Raw genomic sequence first — 23607 nt, 5'->3', positions numbered from 1 at the left:
AGCCCATTCAGGAATACCGCGGGTCAGTTGCGGTTCGGATTGTCCGGACGGCGGTCGTAGCGGTTCGGCACGCCGTCGCGATCGCGGTCCCACTCGCCGCGGCGGTATTCCCAGCGGCCGTCGCGCTCGCGCCATTCCGGCGGACGGTAGGCATAGCCTGGCCGGGCGCGCACATACATGCCCCTGATCCACACATGGCGTCCACCCCGCCATTCATAGTGCCCCGGGGCCCACACGTAGCCACGGCGCGGCGGCGGCATGCGCTCGTGGCGAGGCGGCGGTGGGGGCACCTCGACGAACACTCCGGGCTGTGCCTGGGCGGCGGTCGGCACCATCAGTGCGCCCCCCACCGAGAGCAGCGAAGCGGCGGCGATGGAAAGGGTGATTGCGAGTTTTTTCATGGGTGTCCCCTCATGAGTGGTTGGAGCCTTCATGCTGACGAGGCCATGTGAAGCGCCTGTAAGCACTTGACGGGACTTTGTGTAGAGGTGTTTCCTCGAAATCAGTACCTTTGCAGGCACTCACTCCTGCAGTTCGCGAAGGTCGACGGCCGCGGCCATGGCGGCATGGCCCGCCTTGTTGGGATGCAGGTGGTCGCCGTTGTCATAGAGCGGGTTCAACATTGTCGGATTGGCGGGGTTGCGCAGCACGGCGTCGAAATCGATCACGCCGTCCACGTCCTGGCGGCTGCGGATCCAGCGGTTGACCTCGCCGCGCATGGCCTCGGTCGCCTCGGTCCAGTAGGGCGTGTTCCCGAACGGCGGCACGGTGCCGATCAGCACCTTCACGCCCTTGGCGCGGGCCTGCTTGATCAGTTGCTGCAGGCCGTCGGTGATGCGCTGTGCCGTCGGCACCTCGTGCTCCGGCGTCGGCCGGCCCGGCAGCACGAACACGCTGCGGCCGATGTCGTTGGTGCCCAGCAGGATCATCACGTGCGTCGCGCCGCTCTGCCCGAGCGCGTCGCGCGCAAAGCGCGACAGGCCGTTGGGTCCGATGCCGTCGACCAGCAGGCGGTTGCCGCCGATGCCCATGTTCAGCACCGAGACCGCCTGCGCCGCCGAAGGGCTGTTGCGCAGGCGCGTGGCGAGCAGTTCGGGATACGAGCCGTCGCCCGCCTCGCCGCCGCCCGCGGTGATCGAGTCGCCGAAGGCCACCACCGTTCGCACGGGCTGCGTGGTCATCACGTCGAGTCCGGTCACGATGTGGTTCAGCGGCAAGGGCGCGGCGTCCTGCAGCCTGGGCGTTGCGACCGCATTGCCGCCCGCCACCCAGTTGCTGTCGGGCGACCGCAGGTGAACGGTCGCGAAGGGCACGGCGCGATCGAAGAAGGCACTCACCGCCACCGCCTGCCCGGCCTCGACCTTCAGGTCGGCACCGTCGCTCCAGGCTTCGGCGCCCGGCGCGACGACCGTGCTTGCGCGCCCGCCGAAGCGCAGCTTGCGCAACGTGGCCGGCGAGACCGCGCCGCCACCGGTGCCGTGCCCCACGCTGGCTTCGGCGATGCGCAGGGGCGTCTTGCCGAACCGGTTCGAGAAGCGGATGCGAACGCGCTCGCCGCGCAGCGCAGGCTCGAACTGCTGCCGCAGCGTCTGTCCGCGGAATGCATCGCCGCCGGGCCGGGGTGCCGCCGCCGTGAGGAGCGGATTCGCACTGAGTTCGCGGAAATCCACAGCAGCGGCGGCCCAGCCGGCCACCCAGTGCGCCTCGACGGGCTGCTTCGGCTGCGGCTGCCCATCGGCATCGGGCTGGACGGCCTGCACGGCCACTGCAACGGCGAACAGCAAGCAACCCACCGCGGCCATCCAATGCCGCAGCGCACCTTGGCGAAGAGCGGAAAGCCGATGCGAACCCAGTTTCATGCGCGCAAAGCGACTCAGTTTAAGGAGCCCCCTTGCCATTGCATGTGACGAGGTCTAGTGCATGGTTACCAAGTGTCCACGTAGGGCGAGGCGGTTTGCGCGGAACGCCCCGCGGAGGCGAGCCCGCGCACCAGCCAGGTGCGCGTTTCGGCGGGATCGATCACCGCATCGATCTCGAGCGTCTGCGCCATGTGGATCGCCTCGCCGTTGGCGTATTGCTGCGCCACCAGCGCCTTGAACAGTGCATCGCGCTCGGCGCCTTCGGCCGCCGCGGCCAACTCCTTGCGGTAGCCCAGGCGCACCGCGCCTTCGAGCCCCATCGCGCCGAATTCGCCGGTCGGCCAGGCCACCGTGAACACCGGCGCATCGAAGCCGCCGGCCGTCATGGCCTGCGCGCCCAGCCCGTAGCCCTTGCGCAGCACCACGGCGAAGAAAGGCACGCGCAGGTGCGAGGCCACCATGAACATGCGGCAGACATGGCGCACCTGCGCCTGTGCCTCGATCTCCGGGCCCACCATGAAGCCGGGCGTGTCGCACAGCGAAACGATCGGCAGCCCGTGCGCATTGCAAAGCTGCATGAAGCGCGCCGATTTGTCGGCCGCCTCCACGTCGATCGCGCCGCCGAGGTGGTGCGGGTTGTTGGCCATCAGCCCCACCGGCTTGCCTTCGATGCGCGCCAGCGCGGTGACGATGCCTGCGCCGAAGCCCGCGCGCAGCTCGAGCAGCGAGCCCGTGTCGGCCACGCCGCGCATCGCGGCGCGCACGTCGTACACGCGCAGCCGGTTCTCGGGCACCACGTGGCGCAGCGCGCGCGGGTCGGCGCATTGCCAGTCGCTCACCGGCCCCTGGAAATACGAAAGGTATTGCTTCGCCGCAGCCACTGCCGCGGCCTCGTCTTCCACCAGGATGTCGATCACGCCGTTGCGCGACTGCACGCTGCTCGGCCCGATCTGCTCGGGCGCGAAGCTGCCGAGCCCGCCGCCCTCGATCATCGCGGGGCCGCTCATGCCGATGTTGCTGCCGCGCGTGGCAATGATCACGTCGGCGCAGCCCAGCAGCGCGGCATTGCCCGCGAAGCAGCGGCCATGCACGATGCCCACCACCGGCACCTTGCCCGAGAGCGCCGCGAACTGGCTGAAGGTGTGGTTGTTGAGGCCCGCGACGATCGGCATGTCCGTATCGCCCGGCCGGCCGCCGCCGCCTTCTGCGAACAGCACCACCGGCAACTTCAGCTGGTGCGCGATCGACAGCATGCGGTCGGTCTTGTGGTGGTTGCGCATGCCCTGCGTGCCGGCCAGCACCGTGTAGTCGTAGGCCAGCACGGCGCAGCGCGAGGCCTCGGGCCCGAACTGCTTCGCGTTGATGCTGCCCAGGCCCGTCACCATGCCGTCGGCCGGCGTGTTGGCGATCAGGTCTTCGAGCGTGCGGCGGCGCGTTTGCGCGGCCACCGCGAGGGCGCCGTATTCGATGAAGTTGCCGGGGTCGGAGGCGGTGTCGCACAGGTCGGCGATGTTCTCGCGCGCGGTGCGCCCGCCCTGCGCATGCCGCTTGGCCACGGCCGCGCCGCGGTTGGCATCGAGCGTGAAGGCATGGCGGTCGATCACCTTCTGCAGGTCAGGGCGGATCGCACCGAGGTCTTGTTCGGTGCGCGCCTCGGCTTCCAAAGCCTGCGCATCGACCGCTTCCAGTCGCACCAGCGACTGGCCTTCGACGAGGTAGTCGCCCGCCTCGGCGAGCAGCGCAACCACGCGGCCCGCGACGGGCGCGTGCAGCAGGTGCTCCATCTTCATCGCTTCGAGCACGCCGAGCTGCGCGCCGGCAGGCAGCACATCGCCCACCGCCACTTCGAACTGCACCAGCTTCGCGGGCATTGGGGCCTTGACCGTCAGGTCGTTCGCTTCATCGGCGGCAGACCCCGCCGCTTGCGCGCTGGCAGGTGCGATCTTCTTCGCATGCTTTTCAAGCGATGCCGCGGCGGCCAGCAGGTCGCCCAGATGCGCCTCCACGAAGCGCGTGTGCACCGCCTGCGCCGCGAACTCGGGCCGCGCCGCAATGGCGCGCAGCAAGGCAAGGTTGGTCGCGATGCCGTCGATGTGGCATTCCTCGAGTGCGCGCAGCGAGCGGCGCAATGCATCGGCAAAGCGGGGCGACGACGAATGCACGATCAGCTTGGCCAGCAGTGTGTCGTAGTGCGGCGAAGGTGCAAGGCTTGCGTAGCCGTGCGTGTCGACACGCACGCCGGGCCCGCTCGGCAGATCGAAGCGCGCCAGCGTGCCGCCCGAGGGCCGCGCGTTGCCATGGGCGTCGAGCGTCTCCGCGTTGATGCGCCATTGCACCGCGAACCCGCGCTGCGCTGCCGTGCGGTCCGCCTCCACGCCGAGCGAGTCCAAGCGCTGTCCGGCAGCCACCGCCATCTGCAGCTGCACGAGGTCGAGGCCGGTCACCGCCTCGGTCACCGTGTGCTCGACCTGCAGCCGCGGATTTGCCTCGATGAAGACGAAGGGGAGCGCGGCCGATTCGGCATCGACGAGGAATTCGAAGGTGCCCAGGCTGCGATAGCCCGCGGCCCTGGCCATGCGCAGCGCGGCCTGGATGATGGAAGCGCGCAGCGCACCGGGCAGCGAGGGGCTCGGCGCGATCTCCACCAGCTTCTGGAAACGCCGCTGCAGGGTGCACTCGCGCTCGCCGAGACTGGCCACGGCCTGGCCGTCGCCGAGCACCTGCACTTCGATGTGCCGCGCGTGGTGCATCAGCCGCTCGACGTACACGCCCTCGACGCCGAAGGCGGCCTTGGCCTCGGACATGCAGCGCGCATGCGCTTCGGGCAACTCGTCTGCATTCATGACAGCGCGCATGCCGCGCCCGCCACCGCCGCCAATGGCCTTGATCATCACGCCCGCGGCACCCTGCGCCTGCTGCTCGGCAAAGAAGGCCTGCGCCTGCGCGAGCGTCACGGCGCCGGCGCTGCCGGGCATCACGGGAACGTCGCACTGCGTGGCGAGTGCGCGTGCGCGCGCCTTGTCGCCGAACAGCGCCAGCTGCTCGGGCGCGGGCCCGATGAAGACCAGCCCGGCGTCCGCGCAGGCCTGCGCGAAGTCCGCGCGCTCGCTCAGGAAGCCATAGCCGGGATGCACCGCGTCGCAGCCCTGCGCCCTGGCCACGCCGATCAGCGCGGCAACGTCGAGGTAGGCCGCGGGCCCGGCCGCATCGAGTGCGACAGCCGCGTCGGCCAGCTGCACATGCAATGCCGATGCATCGTCGCGCGCATGCACCGCCACGCTCGCAATGCCGAGGTCGCGCAGTGCGCGCACCAGGCGCACCGCGATCTCGCCGCGGTTGGCAATCAGGACTTTGGAGAACAAGGGAGAACCTTTCAGGCTTTGTCTTTCAGCAGGCGCCGCAGCACCTTGCCGGCACCGGTGGTCGGCAGCGCATCGATGAAGCTCACGGCGCGCGGCGCCTTGTAGCTGGCCATGTTGTCGCGCGACCAGGCCATGAGCGCGTCGGCCTCGAGCGCCGCGCCGGGCTTGCGCACGATGAAGGCCTTGACGACCTCACCCTTCTCGGCATCGGGCTGCGCGATGACCGCGGCCTGGGCGACCGCAGGGTGCTTGATGAGGATGGTCTCGACCTCTTCCGGGAACACGCTGTAGCCCGAGACCTTGATCATCTCCTTGAAGCGGCCGATGAAGGTGAGATAGCCATCGGCGTCGAGCTTGCCCATGTCGCCGGTGTGCACCCATCCATTGCGCAGCGTGGCCGCCGTGGCCTCGGGCTTGTTCCAGTAGCCCTTGAAGGAGCCGGGGCTGGCGAGCACGATCTCGCCGACCTCGCCCGCAGGCAGGTCGGCCTGCGTCTCGGGGTCGACGATGCGGATGCGCACGCCCGGCACCGCGACGCCCTGGGTTCCCCAGCGCGGCGCATGGTGCGGCGTGTAGGTGTCGCAGGTGTGGGTTTCGCTGAGCCCGTAGGCGGCTTCGAACGAGGTGCAGTTGGGCGCATGCGCGCGCCACTGCGCGGCCAGCGGCTCGGTGAAGGCGATGCCGAAGCTCGTGACCGGATTGCGCCGCAGGCTCGAGAGGTCGAAGCCCGCGATGTCCGGCACCTGCATGCAGGCCACGTTCATTGGCGCGATGCTGTACCACCAGCTCACCTTGTGGCGCGCGATGGCCTGCAGCACCGCGCGTGGATCGAAGCGGTGCAGCAGCACCGACGCTGCGCCGCTGAGCACCGGCACGTTCACGCCCATCAGCATGCCGGCGATGTGATAGAGCGGCGCAATGGAAAGCAACACCTCATCGCCGGTCACGCCGTTGCAATCGGCGGCCGCGCGGGTCTTGAAGAGCGCGTTGCCGTAGCTCAGCATCGCGCCCTTGGGCAGCCCGGTGGTGCCGGAGGTGTAGGTCATGAGCGCCACGTCGTCGAGGTCGATGGCCACGGGCCGGGGCACCGCATCGCCCTGCATCACGGCCAGGAAGTCCTCGCATCCCTCGGGCGTGCTGCGCGGGGCGCTGCGCTCGGCGAGCAGTTCTGCGGGCAGGTCGGGCGCGGGCTCTTCGGGCAGCAGGTCGGCGTAGTGCACCACGAACACATGCGCGAGCGCGCTCTGCGGCTGCACCTTGCGCACCACCGGCAGCAGCGGCGCGGCGGCGACGATCACACGTGCCTGCAGGTCGTTGACCTGGTAGGCCAGCTCGTGCTCCTTGTTGAGCGGGCTGCCCGGACAGACGATGGCGCCGATCTTCTGGATGCCGAAATGCGCGACCAGGTACTGCGGGCAGTTGTTGAGGAACAGCACCACCGGCTCGCTCTTCTTCACGCCGATGGCCTGCAGCCGCGCCGCGAAGGCATCGCTCGCGCGATCCAGCTGCGCCCAGCTCATGGCATGGCCGTACCAGATGCAGGCCGGGCGTTCGCCGCGCTCGCGCGCGTGGGCGCGCAGGTACTCGTGCAGGGGCTGTTGCGGACGATCGGGCAATGTCTCCATGGCGTCACTTTCTCAGGGTTATCGATAGCCGGCTGCAGGGGCCAAGCGCTTGCCAATGGGTGCATGGTGCACCAACAATCCTACCCATGGGTATAACTTTCGCGACACGGCACAAACCCTCTGGCAAGGCCGCAACTGCGGCCGCTACCACGGCACAGCCGCACCTGCCCCAGGGCACCGGGCGCCAGCGTGCGGCCACGCAGGGCACCGACCTCCAGCGCGAGCGCATCCTGCAGGCGGCGGCACAGCTCTTCGCGGCGCAGGGCTATGCCAACACCACCATGGCGCAGATCGTGCGCGCGCTGGGCGTTACCAAGCCGTTCGTCTACTACTACTTCCGCGACAAGCAGGAGATCTTCGAAACGCTGTCGTGGCGCCCCGCGGTCGACTGCTTCACCGCGCTCGATTTCGCGGCCGGCGATCCGCGCCGCGCGAGCGAGAAGGTGCTCGAAGGCATCGAGCGGCTGATCCGCGCGACCATTGCACACCACCCCTGCGCCTTCTTTCCGTACCGCGAGCCGCAGGTGTACCGGCCCGAATACATCGCGGCGCAAAAGAAGCTCGCGCACCACTTCTACGACCTGCTGTGTCCGCTGCTCGAAGAGGCGCGCCGCGACGGCGACCTGGACTTCACCGAGACCAAGATCACCGCGCTGGCCGCCTGCAGCCTGCCCGGCTTCCTCTACAGCTGGTACCGGCCGAACGGGCGCCTCTCGCCCGACGAGGTGGCGGCCGAGCTCACGAAGCTCGCGAGCCGGGTGATCGGCCTTCGCAGCCAAGACTGACCACAAGAAACTAGAGACAAACCATGAAGTCCAAGCACGCGCCACTGGCGCCGGTCGCCCTCGCCTGCCTGCTGGCCGTAGCCGGCGGCGCCCAGGCCCAGCAGCAGCCCACCTACAAGATCGCCTACATCGATCCGCTCTCGGGGCCGTTCGCGAACGTGGGCGAGCTGATGCTCACGCACACGCAGTACGCCATCGAGGAGATCAACGCCAAGGGCGGCGTGCTCGGCGGCACGAAGCTGCAGCTGCTGCAGTTCGACAGCAAGCTCTCGGCGCAGGAAAGCCAGAGCGCGCTGCAGGCGGCCATCGACCAGGGCGCCAGGGCCATCGTCACGGGTGGATCGGGCTCCTCGGTGGTGACCGCGCTGGTTCAATCGGTGGCGCGCTGGAACCAGCGCAATCCGGGCAAGGAACTGATCGTGCTGAACCATTCCTCGATCGACCCCGAGATGACCGGCAAGAACTGCAGCTTCTGGCACTTCCAGACCGAGGCCAACACCGCGATGAAGATGAAGGCGCTGGCCAACTACATCAAGAAGACGCCCGACGTGAAGAAGGTCTACCTGCTGAATCAGGACTATGCCCACGGCAAGCAGTGGGCGAGCTATGGGCGCCAGCTGGTGGGCCTGGCGCGGCCCGACGTGCAGTTCGCCGGCGAAACGCTGCATCCGATCGGCCGCGTGAAGGACTTCTCGCCCTACATCGCGAACATCAGGCAAAGCGGCGCCGACTCGGTCATCACCGGCAACTGGGGCCAGGACATGACGCTGCTGCTCAAGGCCGCGGGCGATGCCGGCCACAACCTGCGCTACTTCAACCACAGCGCGGGCTCGGTGCCGGGCACGGTGCTGGCGGTGTCGCAGGCGAAGCTCGGGCAGCTGACCTGGGTGGCCGAATGGCATCCGGGGCAGGCCGACACGCCGCGCGCCGACGCGCTGGCCAAGGCCTACAAGGCGAAGACGGGCAAGGACTTCCTGGCGCCGCGCATCGACTTCACGCCGCGCCTTCTGGCCGCCGCCATCGACAAGGCCGGGAGCACCGACACAGTGAAGGTGGCGCGTGCGCTCGAGGACATGAGCTACGACTCGGTGGTGGGGCCGATCCGCATGCGCGCCGAGGACCATCAGCTGCTGCTGCCGCAGGTGGTCAACACCATTGCGCCGGTCGATGGCAAGAGCGTGAAGGTGGGCTGGGAAGGCACGAACTACGGCTTCCGGACGGACGCTGTCTACACGGGCAACGAGCTGGCACAGGGCTCTGAGTGCAAGATGATTCGGCCCTGAGGGCTTTGGTTTGAAGTCCTTCGGGGCGCGTGCACAGGCTACCGGGTACTCCCCTCCGCGAATGTCCCCCGGGGCTACGCCCCTCCTCCTTTATTTCGCTGCGGGAGCACCCGATGCCCTGTGCACCTGGGCACGCTGCTGGTGTATCGCTGATCAACGACCGCTCCGCCTAACGCTCCCGCCGATGGGGTGCCTTGCGCAGCGAAATAAAGGAGGAGGCCGCAGGCCGGGGGACATTCGCGGAGCAAGGCACCCCTTCGGCGGGAGCGCGCCCTGAACAAGACACCGAACAAGGCACAGAACAGGCCTAAGGGAAACCCCGTCCTGCCCCCCACCGATGCCCTCGGGATACTCCGGGTCACACGCCGGAATCTCCGAAGCGGGTCCACTCCAAAGGCACAGCACCCCATGGCAGGCAAAAACTCGCTCCATCCGATCCCGCATCCCGCAAAGAAGCCGTTCGTCGGCAACCTGCTGTCCATCGGCTCCGACTCCCCCGTGCTCGACATGTGGAAGATCGCGCAGGACCTCGGCGGCATCTACTGGCTCGACATGCCGGGCATGCCGGTGATCGTGGTGTCGTCGCCCGCGCTGGTCGACGAGCTTTGCGAAGAGGCGCGCTTCGACAAGAGCACGCGCGGGGCGCTGCGGCGGCTTCGCGCGGCATCGCACGGGCTCTTCACCTCCGACACGCATGAGGAGACCTGGTCGAAGCCGCACAACATCCTGTTGGCCAACTTCAGCCAGCGCGCCATGCAGGCCTACCATCCGATGATGCTGGACATCGCGGGCCAGCTGGTCACCAAGTGGGAGCGGCTGAACTTCGACGAAGAGGTGGACGTGGTGCGCGACATGACCGCGCTCACGCTCGACACCATCGGCCTGTGCGGCTTCGGCTACCGCTTCAATTCGTTCTACCGCGAGGGCTTCCATCCCTTCGTCGATGCGATGGTGCGCACGCTCGAGACGGTGCAGAACCGCCGCGGCCTGCCGCTCGAAGAGTTCATGCTGAAGAAGGAACTCGCGCAGCAGCGCAAGGACATCCGCTTCATGCACAAGATGGTGGAAGACATCATCGAGGAGCGCCGCGCGGGCGGGGCCGACATTGCCACCAAGCCCGACCTGCTGAGCTACATGATCGCGGGCGTCGACAAGAAGAGCGGCGAGAAGCTCACCGACAAGATGATCCGCGACGAGTGCATCGAATTCCTCATCGCGGGGCACGAGACCACCAGCGGCCTGCTCTCGTTCGCGATCTACTTCCTGCTGAAAAACCCCGGGGCGCTGGCCAAGGCACAGGCCGAGGTCGACAGCGTGTTCGGGCCCGACACCTCGCTAAAGCCGACCTACGCCCAGGTCAACCGCCTGCAGTACGTGATGCAGGTGCTGAAGGAGGCGCTGCGCCTGTACCCTACCGCGCCCGCCATCGCGATGCGCGCGAAGGAAGACACCACCATCGGCGGCCAGTACACGATCAAGAAGAAGAACATGGTCATCATGCATGCGCTAGCGCTGCATCGCGACAAGGGCATCTGGGGCGAGGACGCCGACGAGTTCAACCCCGACCACTTCAGCCGCGAGGCCGAGCGCGAGCGGCCGGTGAATGCCTTCAAGCCCTTCGGCAACGGGCAGCGCGCCTGCATCGGGCGCCAGTTCGCATTGCAGGAGGCGGTGCTCACGCTGGGCATGATCCTGCAGCGCTTCGACCTCGTCGACCACACGGGCTACAAGCTCAAGATCAAGGAAGCGCTCACGATCAAGCCCGAGAGCTTCAGGATCAAGGCGCTGCTGCGCGACCCCGCCACGCGTCCGCGCGGCAACGGGGAAGCAGCAGCAGCCACGCCCGCGACCCCGGCAAAACCCGCCGCGCGCAAGCCGCAGGCGGCGCGCCATGGCACCTCGCTGCTGGTGCTGCAGGGCTCCAACCTCGGCACGGCCGAAGACCTGGCGCGCCAGCTGGCCGAGGCCGGCGAGCTGCGCGGCTTCTCGACGCAGGTGGCTTCGCTCGACGACTACGCCGAGCGGCTGCCCGCCAATGGCGCCGTCGCCATCGTCTGCGCCTCGTACAACGGCGTGGCGCCCGACAACGCGGCCGAATTCCACCGCTGGCTCGACAAGGCCGACGATTCGCTCAACGGCGTGCGCTTCAGCGTCTTCGGCTGCGGCAACACCGACTGGGCCGCCACCTACCAGGCGGTGCCGCGGCGCATCGACGAGCGGCTCGGCGCGCTCGGTGCCACGCGCGTGCATCCGCGCGGCGAGGGCGATGCGCGCGAGGACATGGATGGCGCCTTCCAGGACTGGAGCGACGCGCTCTGGCCCGAACTGGTGAAGGCCTTCGGCATCCAGTCCGGCGCCGACACGCCCGCCGAGGCCGAGCCGCTCTACACGCTCGAGGAACTGCCGCCGCCGCAGAAAAACGCGCTCGTCGACGCGCTGGGCGCGGTGGCGCTGCGCGTGATCGAGAACCGCGAGCTGCAGAAGAACCCCGGCGCCGCCGGCGAAGCGGGACGCTCCACGCGCCACGTCGAGCTGATGCTGCCCGAAGGCCTGAACTACCGCGCCGGCGACCACCTGAGCGTGGTGCCGCGCAACAGCCCGGCGCAGGTGGAGCGCGCCATGGCGCACTTCGGGTTCGACCGCGCCGCGCATGTGCGGCTGCATGCCGAACCGGGCCGCAAGACGGCCCTGCCGGTCGACCAGGTGATGGCGGTCGACCGCCTGCTCGGCGACTATGTCGAGCTGCAGGACGTGGCCACGCGCAAGCAGATCGCCACGCTCGCGGCCTACACCGAGTGCCCGGTCACCAAACCGAAGCTCGCCGCGCTCTCTGGCAGCGACGAAGCCTCGCAGGCCGCCTACAAGGCCCAGGTGCTGCACAGGCGCAGGTCGCTGCTCGACCTGCTCGAGGAGCACCGCGCCTGCCAGCTGCCGTTCGCGGTGTTCCTCGAGATGCTGTCGCCGCTCTCGCCGCGCTACTACTCGATCTCGTCGTCGCCCACGATGACGCCGGGGCGCTGCAGCGTCACCGTGGGCGTGGTGAGCGCGCCGGCGCTGTCGGGCAACGGCACCTTCGAGGGCGTGTGCTCCAACTACCTGGCGCGCGCCGAAGCGGGCGACACGGTGCACGGCGTGATTCGCGAAACCACGGCCGAAGGCTTCCGCCTGCCCGAGGATGCGCAGCGCCCGCTCGTCATGATCGGCCCCGGCACCGGCCTTGCGCCGTTCCGCGGCTTTCTGCAGGAGCGCGCGGCGCAGGTCGAGCGCGGCGAAGCGCTGGGCGATGCGATGCTGTTCTTCGGCTGCCGCCATCCCGAGCAGGATTTCATCTACGCCGAGGAACTCGAGGCCTGGTCGCACCGCGGCCTGGTGAAGCTGCACACCGCGTTCTCGCGCGCGGGCGAGCGCAAGGTCTATGTGCAGGACCTGATCCGCGAGCAGGGCGCGGCCGTGTGGAAGCTGCTGGACGCGGGTGCGGTGATCTATGTGTGCGGCGATGGTTCGCGCATGGAGCCCGACGTACGGCGCACGCTGGCCGACCTGGCGAGGGGGCACGGCCACGACGGCGCGGCGTGGATGGACCAGATGATTGCCGACCAGCGCTATGTGCTGGACGTCTGGGCCGGGGCCTAGGGCCCTGGAAACTCAGGCCTCGCGGCCCGGGTCGGGATAGACCAGCGGCCCCAGCAGGCCGCGGTTGAAAGGCTTCCAGCCGCCCTCCTGCTGCGCAAGCCGGTCGGCCACCGCATAGAGCACCGCCGGATGCGCGCCAAGCCCGAGATGGCTCGCGACCACCTCGATGTTTTCCGCCTGCGGCCCCGGCTTCTCGAGGCTGCAGCGCCACGCGACCACGCCGTCGGTGCGGCTGAAGATCGAGGTCGTGGGCACCGGCGGCGTGGGCTGCACGAACTTCATGCGGCGCGGGTCATGCGAGCTCTGGCCGCTCACGCCCTCGTACACGCGCCATGCGTTGGTGGCGCGCGGGCTGCCGGCGAACGGACTGCCCAGGGTGATGACGTTGCGCACCAGCGCCGGCTGCGCCGATGCCAGCAGCCGCGCATAGACGCCGCCAAGGCTCCAGCCGATCACGCTGACCTTCTGGCCGCTCTTTTCGGCGAGCGATTTCAGGAGCGCGAGCATGCCGTCCTCCACGCCTTCGCGCGGGCCGAAGTTGCGGCCCTGGCCCCAGCCATGCGCGTCGTAGCCGCGGCTGCACAGGTAGCGGCGCAGCACCAGCGTGGAACCATCGCCCGCCACGAGGCCGGGCAGCACGAGCACCGGATGCCCGTCGCCGCGCGGCGCGAGCTGCAGCAGCGGCCACATGGCAATGCCGGCGCCCGTTTCCCAGAGTGCGCGCGCTTCGGCCAGCAGCAGCAGGCCGGACGGTGGCGCGATGGGGTCTCGGGTGGCGGTGGTCATGAGGGCGGCTTTCCTTTCTGTGCCTGGTTGCTGGGTGGGATGAGCATGGCGAACCAAAGTTTCACCGCCCCGTCGGACAACAGCGATCTTTATCCGAGGTATTTGCCCCGCAGGTAATCGAGGTAAGCCCTCGATTCGCTCGAAACATACGGCGAAATCAGGGTGAGCGTGTAGAAGGCCGCCAGCCCCGGGTCGGCCTGCGCGAGCGCGTCGCGCCCCGGCACCAGGCGTTCGAACGAGAGCCAGCAGGTGGTGGTGAAGACCATCTGCAAGGCGAGGATGCGGGCCTGCTCGGCGCTGGTCTCGATCACGCCCGAAGCCACCAGCCCTTCACACAGCGCCTGGGCCGCCAGCAGGTTCTGCGCGGTGAGCGCCTGCGCGCGCTGGCCGAGCGCGGGGTATTCGCTGGCCAGAAAGGCCATGTCGCGGTAGATGAACCGGTACTGGTCGATGGCCTCGAAGCGCAGGTGCAGCGCGAGCCAGAGGTCGTCGATGGCGGTGATCGAACCCGCGGAGCCGTCGAGCACCTCGAGCCGCTGCTCGAAGCGCCGGAACAGCCATTCGACGATCAGCTGCTTGGCCTTGAAATGGTAGTGCAGGTTGCCCGGGCTGATGCCGAGCTCGGCCGCGATCTTGTGCGTGGACACGGCCGCCAGGCCTTGTGCATTGAACAGCGCGAGGCTGGCCTGCAGGATGCGGTCGCGCGTGGTGTTGGAACTGGCCACAACCGGCTGATGCTGCGTGCGTCGGTGCTTCGCTGGGCTGCTGGCGCTCAGCGCTTGCCGCTGCCGCGCGAGCCGGCGTTCTTGGGCTCGAGTTGCGCGAGGCGTTCGCGCAGCCGAATGACTTCTTCGCGCAGCGCCTGCACTTCTTCCGCACTGGGCATGCCCAGGCGCTGCAGCGCGGTGGCCACGCGCTGGTCGAACACGTCCTCGAACTTGCGCAGGCCAAAGCTGTCGAGGCTCGGAAAGCCGCGGGGACCCGCGGCCTTGGCACCCGCCGCCGGATCGAACCTGGCCTGGCCGATGCCCAGCAGCCCCTCGATCACGTTGGCCTGGCGCTTGGCGACGTCGTCGCGCACGTTGCCGAGCACCTTGAGGCCGGCGCGCAGCAGGCCCTCGGCGCCGACGGCCTTCTTGCCCGGCGCGGCAGCAGCCGTCCTCTTCTTCGATGCCGCAGCCTTCTTCCCGGCTGCGGACCTCTTGCGGGCCGCAGGAGCCTTGCTGGCAGGCTTCGCAGGCGCCGCCGCCCTCTTCTTCCTGGAATCGTCCGTCGGATCGGGGCGGGTCGCCATGCGTTGTTGCTCCAGGGTCAGGCCGCCTTGCGGGCGGCAGTGCGGCGAACCGGCTTCTTGGCAGCAGCGGCCTTGGCCTTCACGCTGCGCACGGGCCTGGCTTCGTCGGTGCCGCTCACGCGCACTTCGATCTGCTTGGCACCGGCAGCGACCTTGTCGGCGATCTGCACCGACACGTTGGCGATCGGCTGGTTCAGCGCATTCAGCGTCTTGACCACAGAGCTGACGACAGGCGATTCGACGCGCGCCACGCGGCCGGCCACGGTTTCGATGCCGCTCGTGGTGCCCGCGGCGACGCGGTCCATCACCGAGACGATGCGGCCGGTGTCGATGTCCAGGCGGTTGGCCAGGAAGCCGTTGATCTTTTCCTGCGCGCCGATCAGGTTGGCCTTGACCTGCTCGCTCACCAGCGGAATCTGGCGGCTGCCGAGGAATTCGCTGTAACGCGAAGCGGCGCCGCCGAGCAGGCGATGGACACCGGCGCGGTAGGCGCCCACCAGGGTCTTGCCTGCGTCGTTGTACTGGCCGATGACGTGGATGGCTGCGGAAGAGAAGGAAGCTTGCGTGTTGGTCATTTGGATGTCCTGGAAGTTGATCGGTCGCTGGATTCGCGATGAAGTGATCTTCTTCCAGAGTGCCTAGGCCTGGAAAGCTAGAACGGTCGGAAAACTAGTCCAACTGCCCCAATTTTCCGGCCCTCGTGCCTGGCGATCATGCCGCAGCGGCCACCCTGGCGCGTTTGGCGGGCGCCGCGGGCTTGCGCGGTGCGGACTTGGGAGCCGCGGCCTTGGCCGGTGCTTTCCTGGCGGCGGTCTTGGCGACCGGAGCCTTGGCGGCGGGGGCTTTTGCCGCCGGCGGCTTCTTCGCCGCGGCCTTTTTTGCAGCAGGCCTGGGCGCCGCCTTCACGGCCGGTGCCGGCTCGGGAGCCGCCGCGGCCTTCGCGGGCGCCGCGCCCGCCGCCGCCGGATGCGTCTGCGTCAGGCCCAGCAGCAGCTGGTGCTCGGCCAGCATGTAGTCGCCGATCTCGGTGATGTCGGGCACCGCGCGGCGGCACGCGATGAGGCCGTAGTCCATGCGCCCGTTGTAGCTCTGCACCGTGACGTTGAGGGCCGTGCCGTGGCTCGCGATCGACACCGGGTAGTAGCTGGTGACCAGCGCGCCCGCAAAGTACATCGGGAACGGCGCGCCCGCCACGTTGGAGATGGCCACGTTGGCCGCCGGCGGCAGCAGGTTCACGAGGCCCGAGCGGCCCACCATCGAGGCGATGCCCGACACCAGCCAGGGCGCGGCAAAGGTCGGGAAGTCGTCCAGGATCACCGCCTTGAAGCGGTTCATGGTCGACTTCGAGCTGTTCGACGAGGCATTGATCGCCTTCAGCCGCTGCACCGGGTCGGTGATGTCCGTGGCCAGGCTCACGAGGATCATGCTGGCCTGGTTGTTGGCCGTGTCGTCGCCCGCTTCGCGCAGGCTCACGGGCACGCCGGCCACCAGCGGCTTGGCCGGCAGCTCGTTGTTGTCGGCCAGGTAGTGGCGCAGCGCGCCGGCCACCGTGGCCATCACCACGTCGTTGAGCGACACGCCGAAGTGCTTGGCGATGTGCTTGGTCTCGGCCAGCGAGATGGTGCGGCCCGCAAAGGTGCGCTGGTTGGTGATCGACACGTTCAGCGAGGTGCGCGGCGCAAACAGGTTGAACTTCTTGGGTGCGGTGGCGGCGTCCTTCTCGGCCGCTTTTTCGTCCGGCTTGGCAAGGCCGCCGAGCGCGCGCGCGATGGCCGGCGCCATCTTGAAGAGCTTCACGTACTGCTGCGCCGTGTTGCGCAGCGCCGCGGTCGCAAGCTCGGCCATGCCCAGCTGGTAGCCGCTGCTGCGCGCACGCGCGCGTGGCGGCTTCACCACGCGGCCCGTGGGCTCGAGGTCGAAGATGGCCTTGCCGAGCGCCACGCCGGCCTGCCCGTCGATGCCCGCGTGGTGCACCTTGGTGTAGAGCGCCACCTGGCCGCTCTTCAGGCCGTCGATGATGAAGAACTCCCACATCGGGCGGCTGCGGTCGAGCAAGGTGGAATGCAGCCGCGCCACGTACTGCTGCAGCTGCCGGTTGGTGCCGGGCCTGGGCAGCGTGATGTGGCGCACGTGGTAGTCGAGGTCGATGTCGTCGTCGGCCACCCACACCGGGTTGGTCATGTCGAAGGGCATCAGCGCGAGCTTGCGCGTGAACACGTCGGCCAGGTGGATGCGGCTGGCCATGAACTGCTTGGCGTCCTCGTAGAAATCGCCCTGGTAGCCCTTGGGCAGGTCGAGCACGTTGAGCGAGCCCACGTGCATCGGCATCTCGGGGGTTTCCAGGTGCAGGAAGGTGGCATCAAGACCGCTCAGGTGTTTCATGTGTCGTGTCTCCTTTTGCGCGCCAGGCGCCGTCCGTCCGGCAGGATACCCGTGGGAGCCCCGCCCATCGAGGCCAAACGGCCGAACGCGGGTTTGTCACTAGACCCGCGCGCGGTGCGCTATGAATTCAATAGCTTTGGCCGACCCTGCCGGCAGGCATGCCTTTCTTCACGGCGGATTCGTACACTGCGGCCATGACATCCACCGCTTCCACGCAGACCGACGAGCACCAGTGGCTCGAAGACATCGACGGCGCCGAACAGCTCGCATGGGCCCGCCAGCACAACGCGAAGACCGTGCAGCGCTATGCGCAGTCGCCCGGCTTCGAGCGGATGAAGCAAGGCATCCTCGAAGTGCTCGACTCCGAGGCGCGCATTCCGATGGTGCGCAAGATCGGCCCGCTGTTCTACAACTTCTGGCGCGACAAGAAGAACCCCAAGGGCCTGTGGCGGCGCACCACGCTGGCCGAATATCGCAAACCCCAGCCCGACTGGGAAATCGTGCTCGACCTCGACGCACTGGCCGAGGCCGACAAGGAAAACTGGGTCTGGCACGGCGCCGATTGCCTGCAGCCCGGCTACAAGCGCTGCCTGATCTCGCTCTCGCGCGGCGGCGCCGATGCCGACGTGGTGCGCGAGTTCGACCTCGAGCTCAAGGAGTTCGTCGCGAGCGGCTTCACGCTGCCCGAGGCCAAGAGCAACGTCGCGTGGAAGGACATCGACCACCTCTACGTGGCCACCGACTTCGGTCCCGGCTCGATGACCAGTTCGAGCTATCCGCGCATCGTCAAGGAATGGAAGCGCGGCACGCCGCTGGAAAGCGCGGCCACGGTCTACGAAGGCGGCGAGGACGACATGACGGTCAGTGCCTGGCGCGACAACACGCCGGGCTTCGAGCGCGACTTCGTCTCGCGCCAGATGGACTTCTACGACAGCGAGACCTGGCTGCGCGCGGCCGACGGCCGGCTGGTGAAGATCGACGTGCCCGACGATGCCAGCACCGAGGTCACGCGCGATTGGATGCTGGTCGAGCCGCGCAGCCCCTGGACCGTGGGCGGCACCACCTACCCGCCGGGCTCGCTGCTGGCGGCCCGCTTCGACGACTACATGGCCGGCCAGCGCGAGATCACCGTGCTGTTCGAGCCCGACGACACCACCGCGCTCGACGACTATTCGTGGACCCGCCACCACCTGATCCTCAACGTGATGCACGACGTGGTGAACCGGCTCGAAGTGCTTACGCCGCAGGCCGGCTCGCAGCCATGGAAGCGCGAGAGCCTGGGCGGCGCGCCCGAGCGCTCGACCATCGCGGCCGGCGGCATCGACGAGGACGAGAACGACGACTACTTCCTGACCGTGAGTGGCTTCCTGCAGCCGACCACGCTCTACATCGGCACCATCGGCCGGGGCGAGCCCGAGCCGCTGAAGGACAGCCCCGCCTTCTTCGATGCTTCCGGCTATCGCGTGAGCCAGCATTTCGCCACCTCGAAGGACGGCACGCGCGTGCCCTACTTCGAGATCGCGCCCAAGAACCTGCAGGCCGACGGCAAGAACCCGACGCTGCAGTACGCCTACGGCGGCTTCGAGATCTCGCTGCAGCCGAGCTACAGCGGCGCCATCGGCCGCGCATGGCTCGAGCAGGGCGGCGTCTACGTGGTCGCCAACATCCGCGGCGGCGGCGAGTACGGGCCGCGCTGGCACCAGGCCGCGCTGCAGCGCGACCGCCTGCGCACCTGCGAAGACTTCGCCGCGGTTTCGGAGCATCTCATTGCGCGCAACATCACCTCGCCGCGGCACCTGGGCGCCATGGGCGGCAGCAACGGCGGCCTGCTGATGGGCAACATGCTCACGCTCTACCCCAAGCTCTACGGCGCCATCGTGAGCGAGGTGGCGCTGCTCGACATGAAGCGCTACACCCACCTGTCGGCCGGCGCCTCGTGGATTGCCGAATACGGCGACCCCGACCAGCCGGAGGAATGGGCCTGGATCCAGGCCTTCTCGCCCTACGAAAACGCGAAGCCCGGCCAGCCCTATCCGCCGGCGCTCTTCACCACGTCGACGCGCGACGACCGCGTGGGGCCGGTGCATGCGCGCAAGATGCATGCGAAGCTGGCCGCCATGGGCTACGACAGCAGCTTCTACGAGAACATGGAAGGCGGCCACAGCGCGGCCACGGACAACAAGGAGGCGGCCTTCATGGACGCGCTGGGCTACGCCTACCTGTGGGAGCACATCGGACGATCATCGGCATGAGCAACGACAACGGCACCACCCTCGAACTGATCGGCGCACCCACCGACGTCGGCGCCAGTGTGCGCGGCGCCGGCATGGGCCCCGATGCGCTGCGCGTGGCCGGGCTGCCGGAGGCGCTCGCGCGGCAGGGCTTCACCGTGATCGACCGCGGCAACCTCGCGGGCCCCGCCACCCCGTGGACCGCGCCGGCCAACGGCCTGCGCCACCTCGACGAGGTGATTGCCTGGAACCGCTCCGTCTATGCCGCCGTCGACACCGCCCTGGGCACCGGCCACGTGCCGCTCATGATGGGCGGCGACCACTGCCTGGCGATCGGCTCGATCAGCGCCGTGGCCTGGCATGCGCGCAAGCGGGGCAAGAAGCTGCGCGTGCTGTGGCTGGACGCGCACTCCGACGTCAACACCGAAACCACCAGCCCGAGCGGCAACCTGCACGGCATGCCCGTGTCCTGCCTGCTGGGCCACGGGCCCGCGGCGCTCACCGGCTGGAGCGGCGAGCGCGCCGCGCTGGAGCACGATGCCATCCGCTTCATCGGCATCCGCAGCGTCGACGCGGACGAGAAGGACGCCATCCGCACGCTCGGCCTGCATGTGTTCGACATGCGCCACATCGACGAGCACGGCATGCGCACCACCATGACCGAGGCGCTGCAGGACGTGGACGAGGACACCCACCTGCACGTGAGCTTCGACCTCGACTGCCTTGACCCGAACATCGCGCCCGGCGTGGGCACCGGCGTGCGCGGCGGCCCGACCTACCGCGAGATGCAGCTGTGCATGGAAATGGTCGCCGACACCCGCCGCCTCGGCTCGGTCGACGTGGTGGAGCTCAACCCCGCGCTCGACGTGCGCAACCAGACCGCCGAGGTGGCGGTGGAGCTGATCGAGAGCCTGTTCGGAAAGTCGACGCTGGTGCGCTGAGCGGCTGCGCTCGGGCTCCGCGCAGGATCAGCCCGGATTCGGCACCGGCTTCACCGGAAAGGTGGTGGCCGGCGCCGCAGGGTTCAGCGGCGCGGCCGGCCGCGGCGCCTCGGGCGCCACGCTGGGTGCCTCGGGCTCTTCGCCGCCCTGGCCTTCGAGAAAGCGATCGAGCAGCGCGAAGAAGCGGTCGTAGAACAGCTCGTCGGTGAGCGTCTCGCTGGCCACCTTGACCATCGCGTCGTCGCTGCCGGCAAAGGGCAGCGAGAGCGACCCGAAGGCGCCCACGCCCACGCTGGCCGAGTTGTTGACCTTCTTGATGCCGTAGCGGTCCTGCAGCGCGGTCGCGAAGGCCACGGTGCTGCGCTTGCCGGCCTTGCCGCCCTCGCGCGCGCACACCACGCGGAACTCGACCTCCACATGCACCTCGGACGCCGGCTGGAAGCTCTTGCGCCCGGTCACCAGGTCGGTGTTGGCCGCGCTGATCATGTAGCCCTGGCTCAGCAGCGCGCGGCGCGCGGCTTCGCAGGTCTGGGCTTCGGTGGCGGCGTAGCTGCGCGTGTGGGTGGTGGTGGAGTCGAACTCCTCGGTCTCGTACGACACGCGGCGCGTGCCGCTGCTGCCGCAGCCGGCGAGCACCAGCATGGACGCGAGGCCGAGGACCAGGACCGGCGTGCGAAGGACGGAAAAGGCGGAAGTGGAAAGGGGAGGCAGGGTCATGGAGCGGCGAATCCTAACCGGCGTGTCCGCCGGCGAAGCTTCGAGCACGCCCCGGCGCCGGTGTTCCCCGCCGCCGCAAATTTTCAGGACCAGCGCAGCAGGTGGTGCGCACGCCCGCGCGTGGCGGCAATCAGGCGCGCATTGGGCGCATCGGTGCCGGCCACCCAGTCGCGCGCGGCCTCGGCGCTGCGGCCGAACTGCTGGTGGCGCTTCAGCAGGCGCTCTTCGCGCACGGCATCGTCGAGGTCGACATACCAGACCTCGTCGAGCATGGCCGCCGCGCCGGCCCAGGGGCCGGCGTCGTGCAGCAGGTAGTTGCCCTCGGTGATGACCAGTTGCGTCGAAGGCAGCACCGCGATGGCGCCAGCGATCGGCTCCTCGATCTCGCGGCGGAATTCGGGCGCATAGACGATCGGGTCGTCCGGGCCCTGCTCGCGCAGCCGCTGCAGCAGCGCCACGTAGCCGGCGCTGTCGAAGGTGTCGGGAGCGCCCTTGCGGCCGGCGCGGCCGAGCCGCTGCAGCTCGACATTGGCCAGGTGGAAGCCGTCCATCGGCACGACCTGCGCGCGCCCGGCACCCATGGCCCGCAGCAGCGCCAGCGCGAGCGTGGACTTGCCCGCCCCGGGTGCGCCGACCAGCCCCAGCAGCTTGCGCCGCCCGTCGGCCATCAGCGCCTGCAGGCGGGCGAGGGCGTCGGCGGGAACGGAGGGAAGGTCTTGCGCGGGATTGGTACTCATCCCGCGAGCGTACAACCCTCTCGGCCTCGCCGGATCAAGGATACAAACCGCGTTCCTGACGGGCCATCAGGATGCGCTCGCAGGCCACCGCATAGGTAGCAGTGCGCAGCGTGATCTTGTGCCTGTCGGCCGTGTCCCAGATCTGGTTGAGCGCCTTCATCATGATGCGGTCCAGGCGCACGTTGATCTCGTCCTCGTCCCAGAAGAAGGACGAGAAGTCCTGCACCCATTCGAAGTACGAGACCGTCACGCCGCCGGCATTGCAGATCACGTCGGGCACCACCAGCACGCCGCGCTCGGCCAGGATGTCGTCGGCCACGGGCACCGTGGGGCCGTTGGCGCCTTCGAGCACGAGCTTGGCACTCGTCTTCTGCGCGCGCTCGGCGGTGATCTGGCCTTCGAGCGCAGCGGGAATCAGGATATCGCAGGCCACCTCCCAGAAGGCTTCGTTGGGCACCACCTCGCCGCCCTTGAAGGCGATCACGCCCTCCTTGTTGGCCACCGGAACCAGCGTCGCGAGGTCGAGGCCGTTCGAATTGACGATGGTGCCGGTGTGGTCCTGCACCGCAACGATCTTGGCGCCCGCTTCGGCAAAAAGCTCGGCCGCGACCGAGCCCACGTTGCCGAAGCCCTGCACCGCGATGCGCGCGCCGCGCAGGTCCATGCCAAGGCGGCGCGCCGCTTCGCGGCCGGTGACGAACACGCCGCGGCCGGTGGCCTTGACGCGGCCCAGCGATCCGCCCAGGTGCAGCGGCTTGCCCGTGACCACGCCGGTGGCGGTGCCGCCGACGTTCATCGAGTAGGTGTCCATCATCCACGCCATGATCTGCGCGTTGGTGTTCACGTCGGGCGCGGGAATGTCGGTGTGCGGGCCGATGATGATGCCGATCTCGCTGGTGTAGCGGCGCGTGACCTTCTCCAGTTCCTGCAGCGAGAGCTTCTTCGGATCGACCCGGATGCCGCCCTTGGCGCCGCCGTACGGCAGGTTGACGGCGGCCGTCTTGATGGTCATCCAGGCCGACAGCGCCATCACTTCTTCCAGCGTGACGTCGGGGTGGAAGCGCACGCCGCCCTTGCCCGGGCCGCGGCTCATGTTGTGCTGCACGCGGTAGCCCTCGAAGTGGGCGATGGTGCCGTCGTCCATCTCGATCGGCACGTCCACGATCAGCGCGCGCTTGGGTCGCTTGAGGGTTTCGACCCAGCGGGCCAGCGGGCCGAGGTACGGCACCACGCGGTCGACCTGCGAGAGGTACGTGCCCCAGGGGCTGTTGGCGGTCGGATTGACGAAGGAGAGCTTTTCACTCATGGGAGATCCCTTGGTTTGAATGGATGGCCGCAACGATAGACCTCTCGCGCCCGCCGCGCCATGTCTTATGCGCGCCGCGATGGCGGTTATGCAAGAGAGGTTTGGCCGAACATGACAAAACGGTCATCGCCGGGTCATCGGCCCCCGAGCTGCGGTTTCTAGAGTGGGTGCTACCAACCACCGATCGAAAGGACCGATTCCATGACCCGCTCTTGCACCCGCCTCCTGGCCACGGCCGCCGTCTCGTCGCTGCTGGGCCTGGCCGCCGCGCCGAGCCTTGCCGGCAACTACGCGGAGGGCGATCCGCGGCCCGTGCCGTTCGCCTCCTCCACCACGCGCGCCGCCGTCTCGGCCGAGGCCCGGCAGTGGCTCGCGACCGCGCCGACGCAAGGCTATGCCGAAGGTTCGCCGCAGCCCGAGCCGCGGGTGTCGGCGAACAGCCGCGCGGCCGTGGCCGCGGACACGCAACTGTGGATCCGCTCCGGCCTGGCCGCTCAGCAGTACGGCGAAGCGGGCGCCGATCCGTCGAGCCCCGCCTACCGGCAGGCCGCCGCCGAATATGCGCGGCTGCGCACCAGCCCGGCCTACGGCGCGCTGGTCGACCAGTTCAACAGCCGGTCATCGTCCGCACGCGCGGAAGAAGACGGCAACTCCCTGCGCTGAAGA

18 protein-coding genes are annotated in these 23607 nt (G+C 68.8%); 6 read left to right on the top strand and 12 right to left on the bottom strand.

Annotation, left to right across the window (positions count from 1 at the left end; all coding sequences use genetic code 11):
• Positions 1 to 23 precede the first annotated feature (23 nt).
• The 4 genes from L1081_RS23015 to L1081_RS23000 all read right to left on the bottom strand — a co-directional run bounded on the left by L1081_RS23015 (position 24) and on the right by L1081_RS23000 (position 6846).
• Positions 24 to 401 carry a YXWGXW repeat-containing protein gene (locus L1081_RS23015; protein WP_489414229.1) on the bottom strand — a complete coding sequence of 126 codons (378 nt, stop codon included), beginning with the start codon at positions 399 to 401 and terminating at the stop codon, positions 24 to 26.
• 120 nt (positions 402 to 521) lie between these two features.
• Complete coding sequence (locus tag L1081_RS23010; protein WP_489414228.1) at positions 522 to 1793, bottom strand: SGNH/GDSL hydrolase family protein; 1272 nt, start codon at positions 1791 to 1793, stop codon at positions 522 to 524.
• A gap of 131 nt (positions 1794 to 1924) precedes the next feature.
• Positions 1925 to 5221, bottom strand: a complete 3297-nt coding sequence (locus L1081_RS23005) for a carboxyl transferase domain-containing protein (RefSeq protein ID WP_489414227.1) — start codon at positions 5219 to 5221, stop codon at positions 1925 to 1927.
• Positions 5222 to 5232: 11 nt separating this feature from the next.
• Positions 5233 to 6846, bottom strand: a complete 1614-nt coding sequence (locus tag L1081_RS23000) for an AMP-binding protein (protein WP_489414226.1) — start codon at positions 6844 to 6846, stop codon at positions 5233 to 5235.
• An 86-nt stretch (positions 6847 to 6932) separates the two neighbouring features.
• Here L1081_RS23000 and L1081_RS22995 point away from each other — a divergent pair, with 86 nt between their 5' ends.
• From L1081_RS22995 to L1081_RS22985, 3 genes are all read left to right on the top strand, one after another.
• Positions 6933 to 7631, top strand: coding sequence for a TetR family transcriptional regulator (locus L1081_RS22995; protein WP_489414225.1), 699 nt, complete (start codon positions 6933 to 6935; stop codon positions 7629 to 7631).
• 23 nt (positions 7632 to 7654) lie between these two features.
• Positions 7655 to 8914 carry an ABC transporter substrate-binding protein gene (locus tag L1081_RS22990; RefSeq protein ID WP_489414224.1) on the top strand — a complete coding sequence of 420 codons (1260 nt, stop codon included), beginning with the start codon at positions 7655 to 7657 and terminating at the stop codon, positions 8912 to 8914.
• Between the two features lie 408 nt (positions 8915 to 9322).
• Positions 9323 to 12547 (top strand): cytochrome P450, encoded by a 3225-nt coding sequence (locus tag L1081_RS22985; RefSeq protein ID WP_489414223.1) that lies wholly within the window; start codon positions 9323 to 9325, stop codon positions 12545 to 12547.
• 12 nt (positions 12548 to 12559) lie between these two features.
• Here L1081_RS22985 and L1081_RS22980 read toward each other — a convergent pair whose 3' ends face one another.
• The 5 genes from L1081_RS22980 to L1081_RS22960 form a co-directional block, all read right to left on the bottom strand.
• Positions 12560 to 13333 (bottom strand): alpha/beta fold hydrolase, encoded by a 774-nt coding sequence (locus L1081_RS22980; RefSeq protein ID WP_489414222.1) that lies wholly within the window; start codon positions 13331 to 13333, stop codon positions 12560 to 12562.
• Positions 13334 to 13422: 89 nt separating this feature from the next.
• On the bottom strand, positions 13423 to 14058 hold the full coding sequence (locus tag L1081_RS22975; protein ID WP_369649032.1) for a TetR/AcrR family transcriptional regulator: 636 nt from the start codon (positions 14056 to 14058) through the stop codon (positions 13423 to 13425).
• A gap of 47 nt (positions 14059 to 14105) precedes the next feature.
• Positions 14106 to 14627 carry a phasin family protein gene (locus L1081_RS22970; protein ID WP_489414221.1) on the bottom strand — a complete coding sequence of 174 codons (522 nt, stop codon included), beginning with the start codon at positions 14625 to 14627 and terminating at the stop codon, positions 14106 to 14108.
• Between the two features lie 17 nt (positions 14628 to 14644).
• Positions 14645 to 15202, bottom strand: coding sequence for a hypothetical protein (locus tag L1081_RS22965; RefSeq protein ID WP_489414220.1), 558 nt, complete (start codon positions 15200 to 15202; stop codon positions 14645 to 14647).
• Positions 15203 to 15338: 136 nt separating this feature from the next.
• The gene (locus L1081_RS22960) at positions 15339 to 17009 is read right to left on the bottom strand and encodes a wax ester/triacylglycerol synthase family O-acyltransferase (protein ID WP_489414219.1); all 1671 of its coding nucleotides are present in this window, start codon (positions 17007 to 17009) and stop codon (positions 15339 to 15341) included.
• A gap of 158 nt (positions 17010 to 17167) precedes the next feature.
• On the opposite strand from L1081_RS22960, the gene L1081_RS22955 reads away from it, so the two are divergent.
• Positions 17168 to 19261 (top strand): prolyl oligopeptidase family serine peptidase, encoded by a 2094-nt coding sequence (locus tag L1081_RS22955; protein ID WP_489414218.1) that lies wholly within the window; start codon positions 17168 to 17170, stop codon positions 19259 to 19261.
• The gene (rocF, locus tag L1081_RS22950; protein ID WP_489414217.1) at positions 19258 to 20181 is read left to right on the top strand and encodes an arginase; all 924 of its coding nucleotides are present in this window, start codon (positions 19258 to 19260) and stop codon (positions 20179 to 20181) included. Before L1081_RS22955 ends, rocF begins: the two co-directional genes overlap by 4 nt.
• Before the next feature lie 27 nt (positions 20182 to 20208).
• Here the strand turns inward: rocF and L1081_RS22945 are convergent, their stop codons facing one another.
• The 3 genes from L1081_RS22945 to L1081_RS22935 form a co-directional block, all read right to left on the bottom strand.
• Entirely contained in the window at positions 20209 to 20898 is a 690-nt protein-coding gene (locus L1081_RS22945; protein WP_489414216.1) for a DUF2242 domain-containing protein, read from the bottom strand.
• Positions 20899 to 20981: 83 nt separating this feature from the next.
• Positions 20982 to 21635: a nucleoside/nucleotide kinase family protein gene (locus L1081_RS22940; protein WP_489414215.1), complete on the bottom strand. Its 654-nt coding sequence runs from the start codon at positions 21633 to 21635 to the stop codon at positions 20982 to 20984.
• Between the two features lie 34 nt (positions 21636 to 21669).
• Positions 21670 to 22941 carry a Glu/Leu/Phe/Val dehydrogenase dimerization domain-containing protein gene (locus tag L1081_RS22935; protein ID WP_489414214.1) on the bottom strand — a complete coding sequence of 424 codons (1272 nt, stop codon included), beginning with the start codon at positions 22939 to 22941 and terminating at the stop codon, positions 21670 to 21672.
• A gap of 201 nt (positions 22942 to 23142) precedes the next feature.
• Between L1081_RS22935 and L1081_RS22930 the strand changes: the two genes are divergently transcribed.
• Complete coding sequence (locus L1081_RS22930; RefSeq protein ID WP_489414213.1) at positions 23143 to 23604, top strand: hypothetical protein; 462 nt, start codon at positions 23143 to 23145, stop codon at positions 23602 to 23604.
• Positions 23605 to 23607 lie beyond the last annotated feature (3 nt).

It is taken from the genome of Variovorax sp. MSC1_012, assembly GCF_023667525.1.
GTDB lineage: Bacteria > Pseudomonadota > Gammaproteobacteria > Burkholderiales > Burkholderiaceae_C > Variovorax > Variovorax beijingensis_B.
This window is presented reverse-complemented; position numbering and strand designations above follow the sequence as displayed.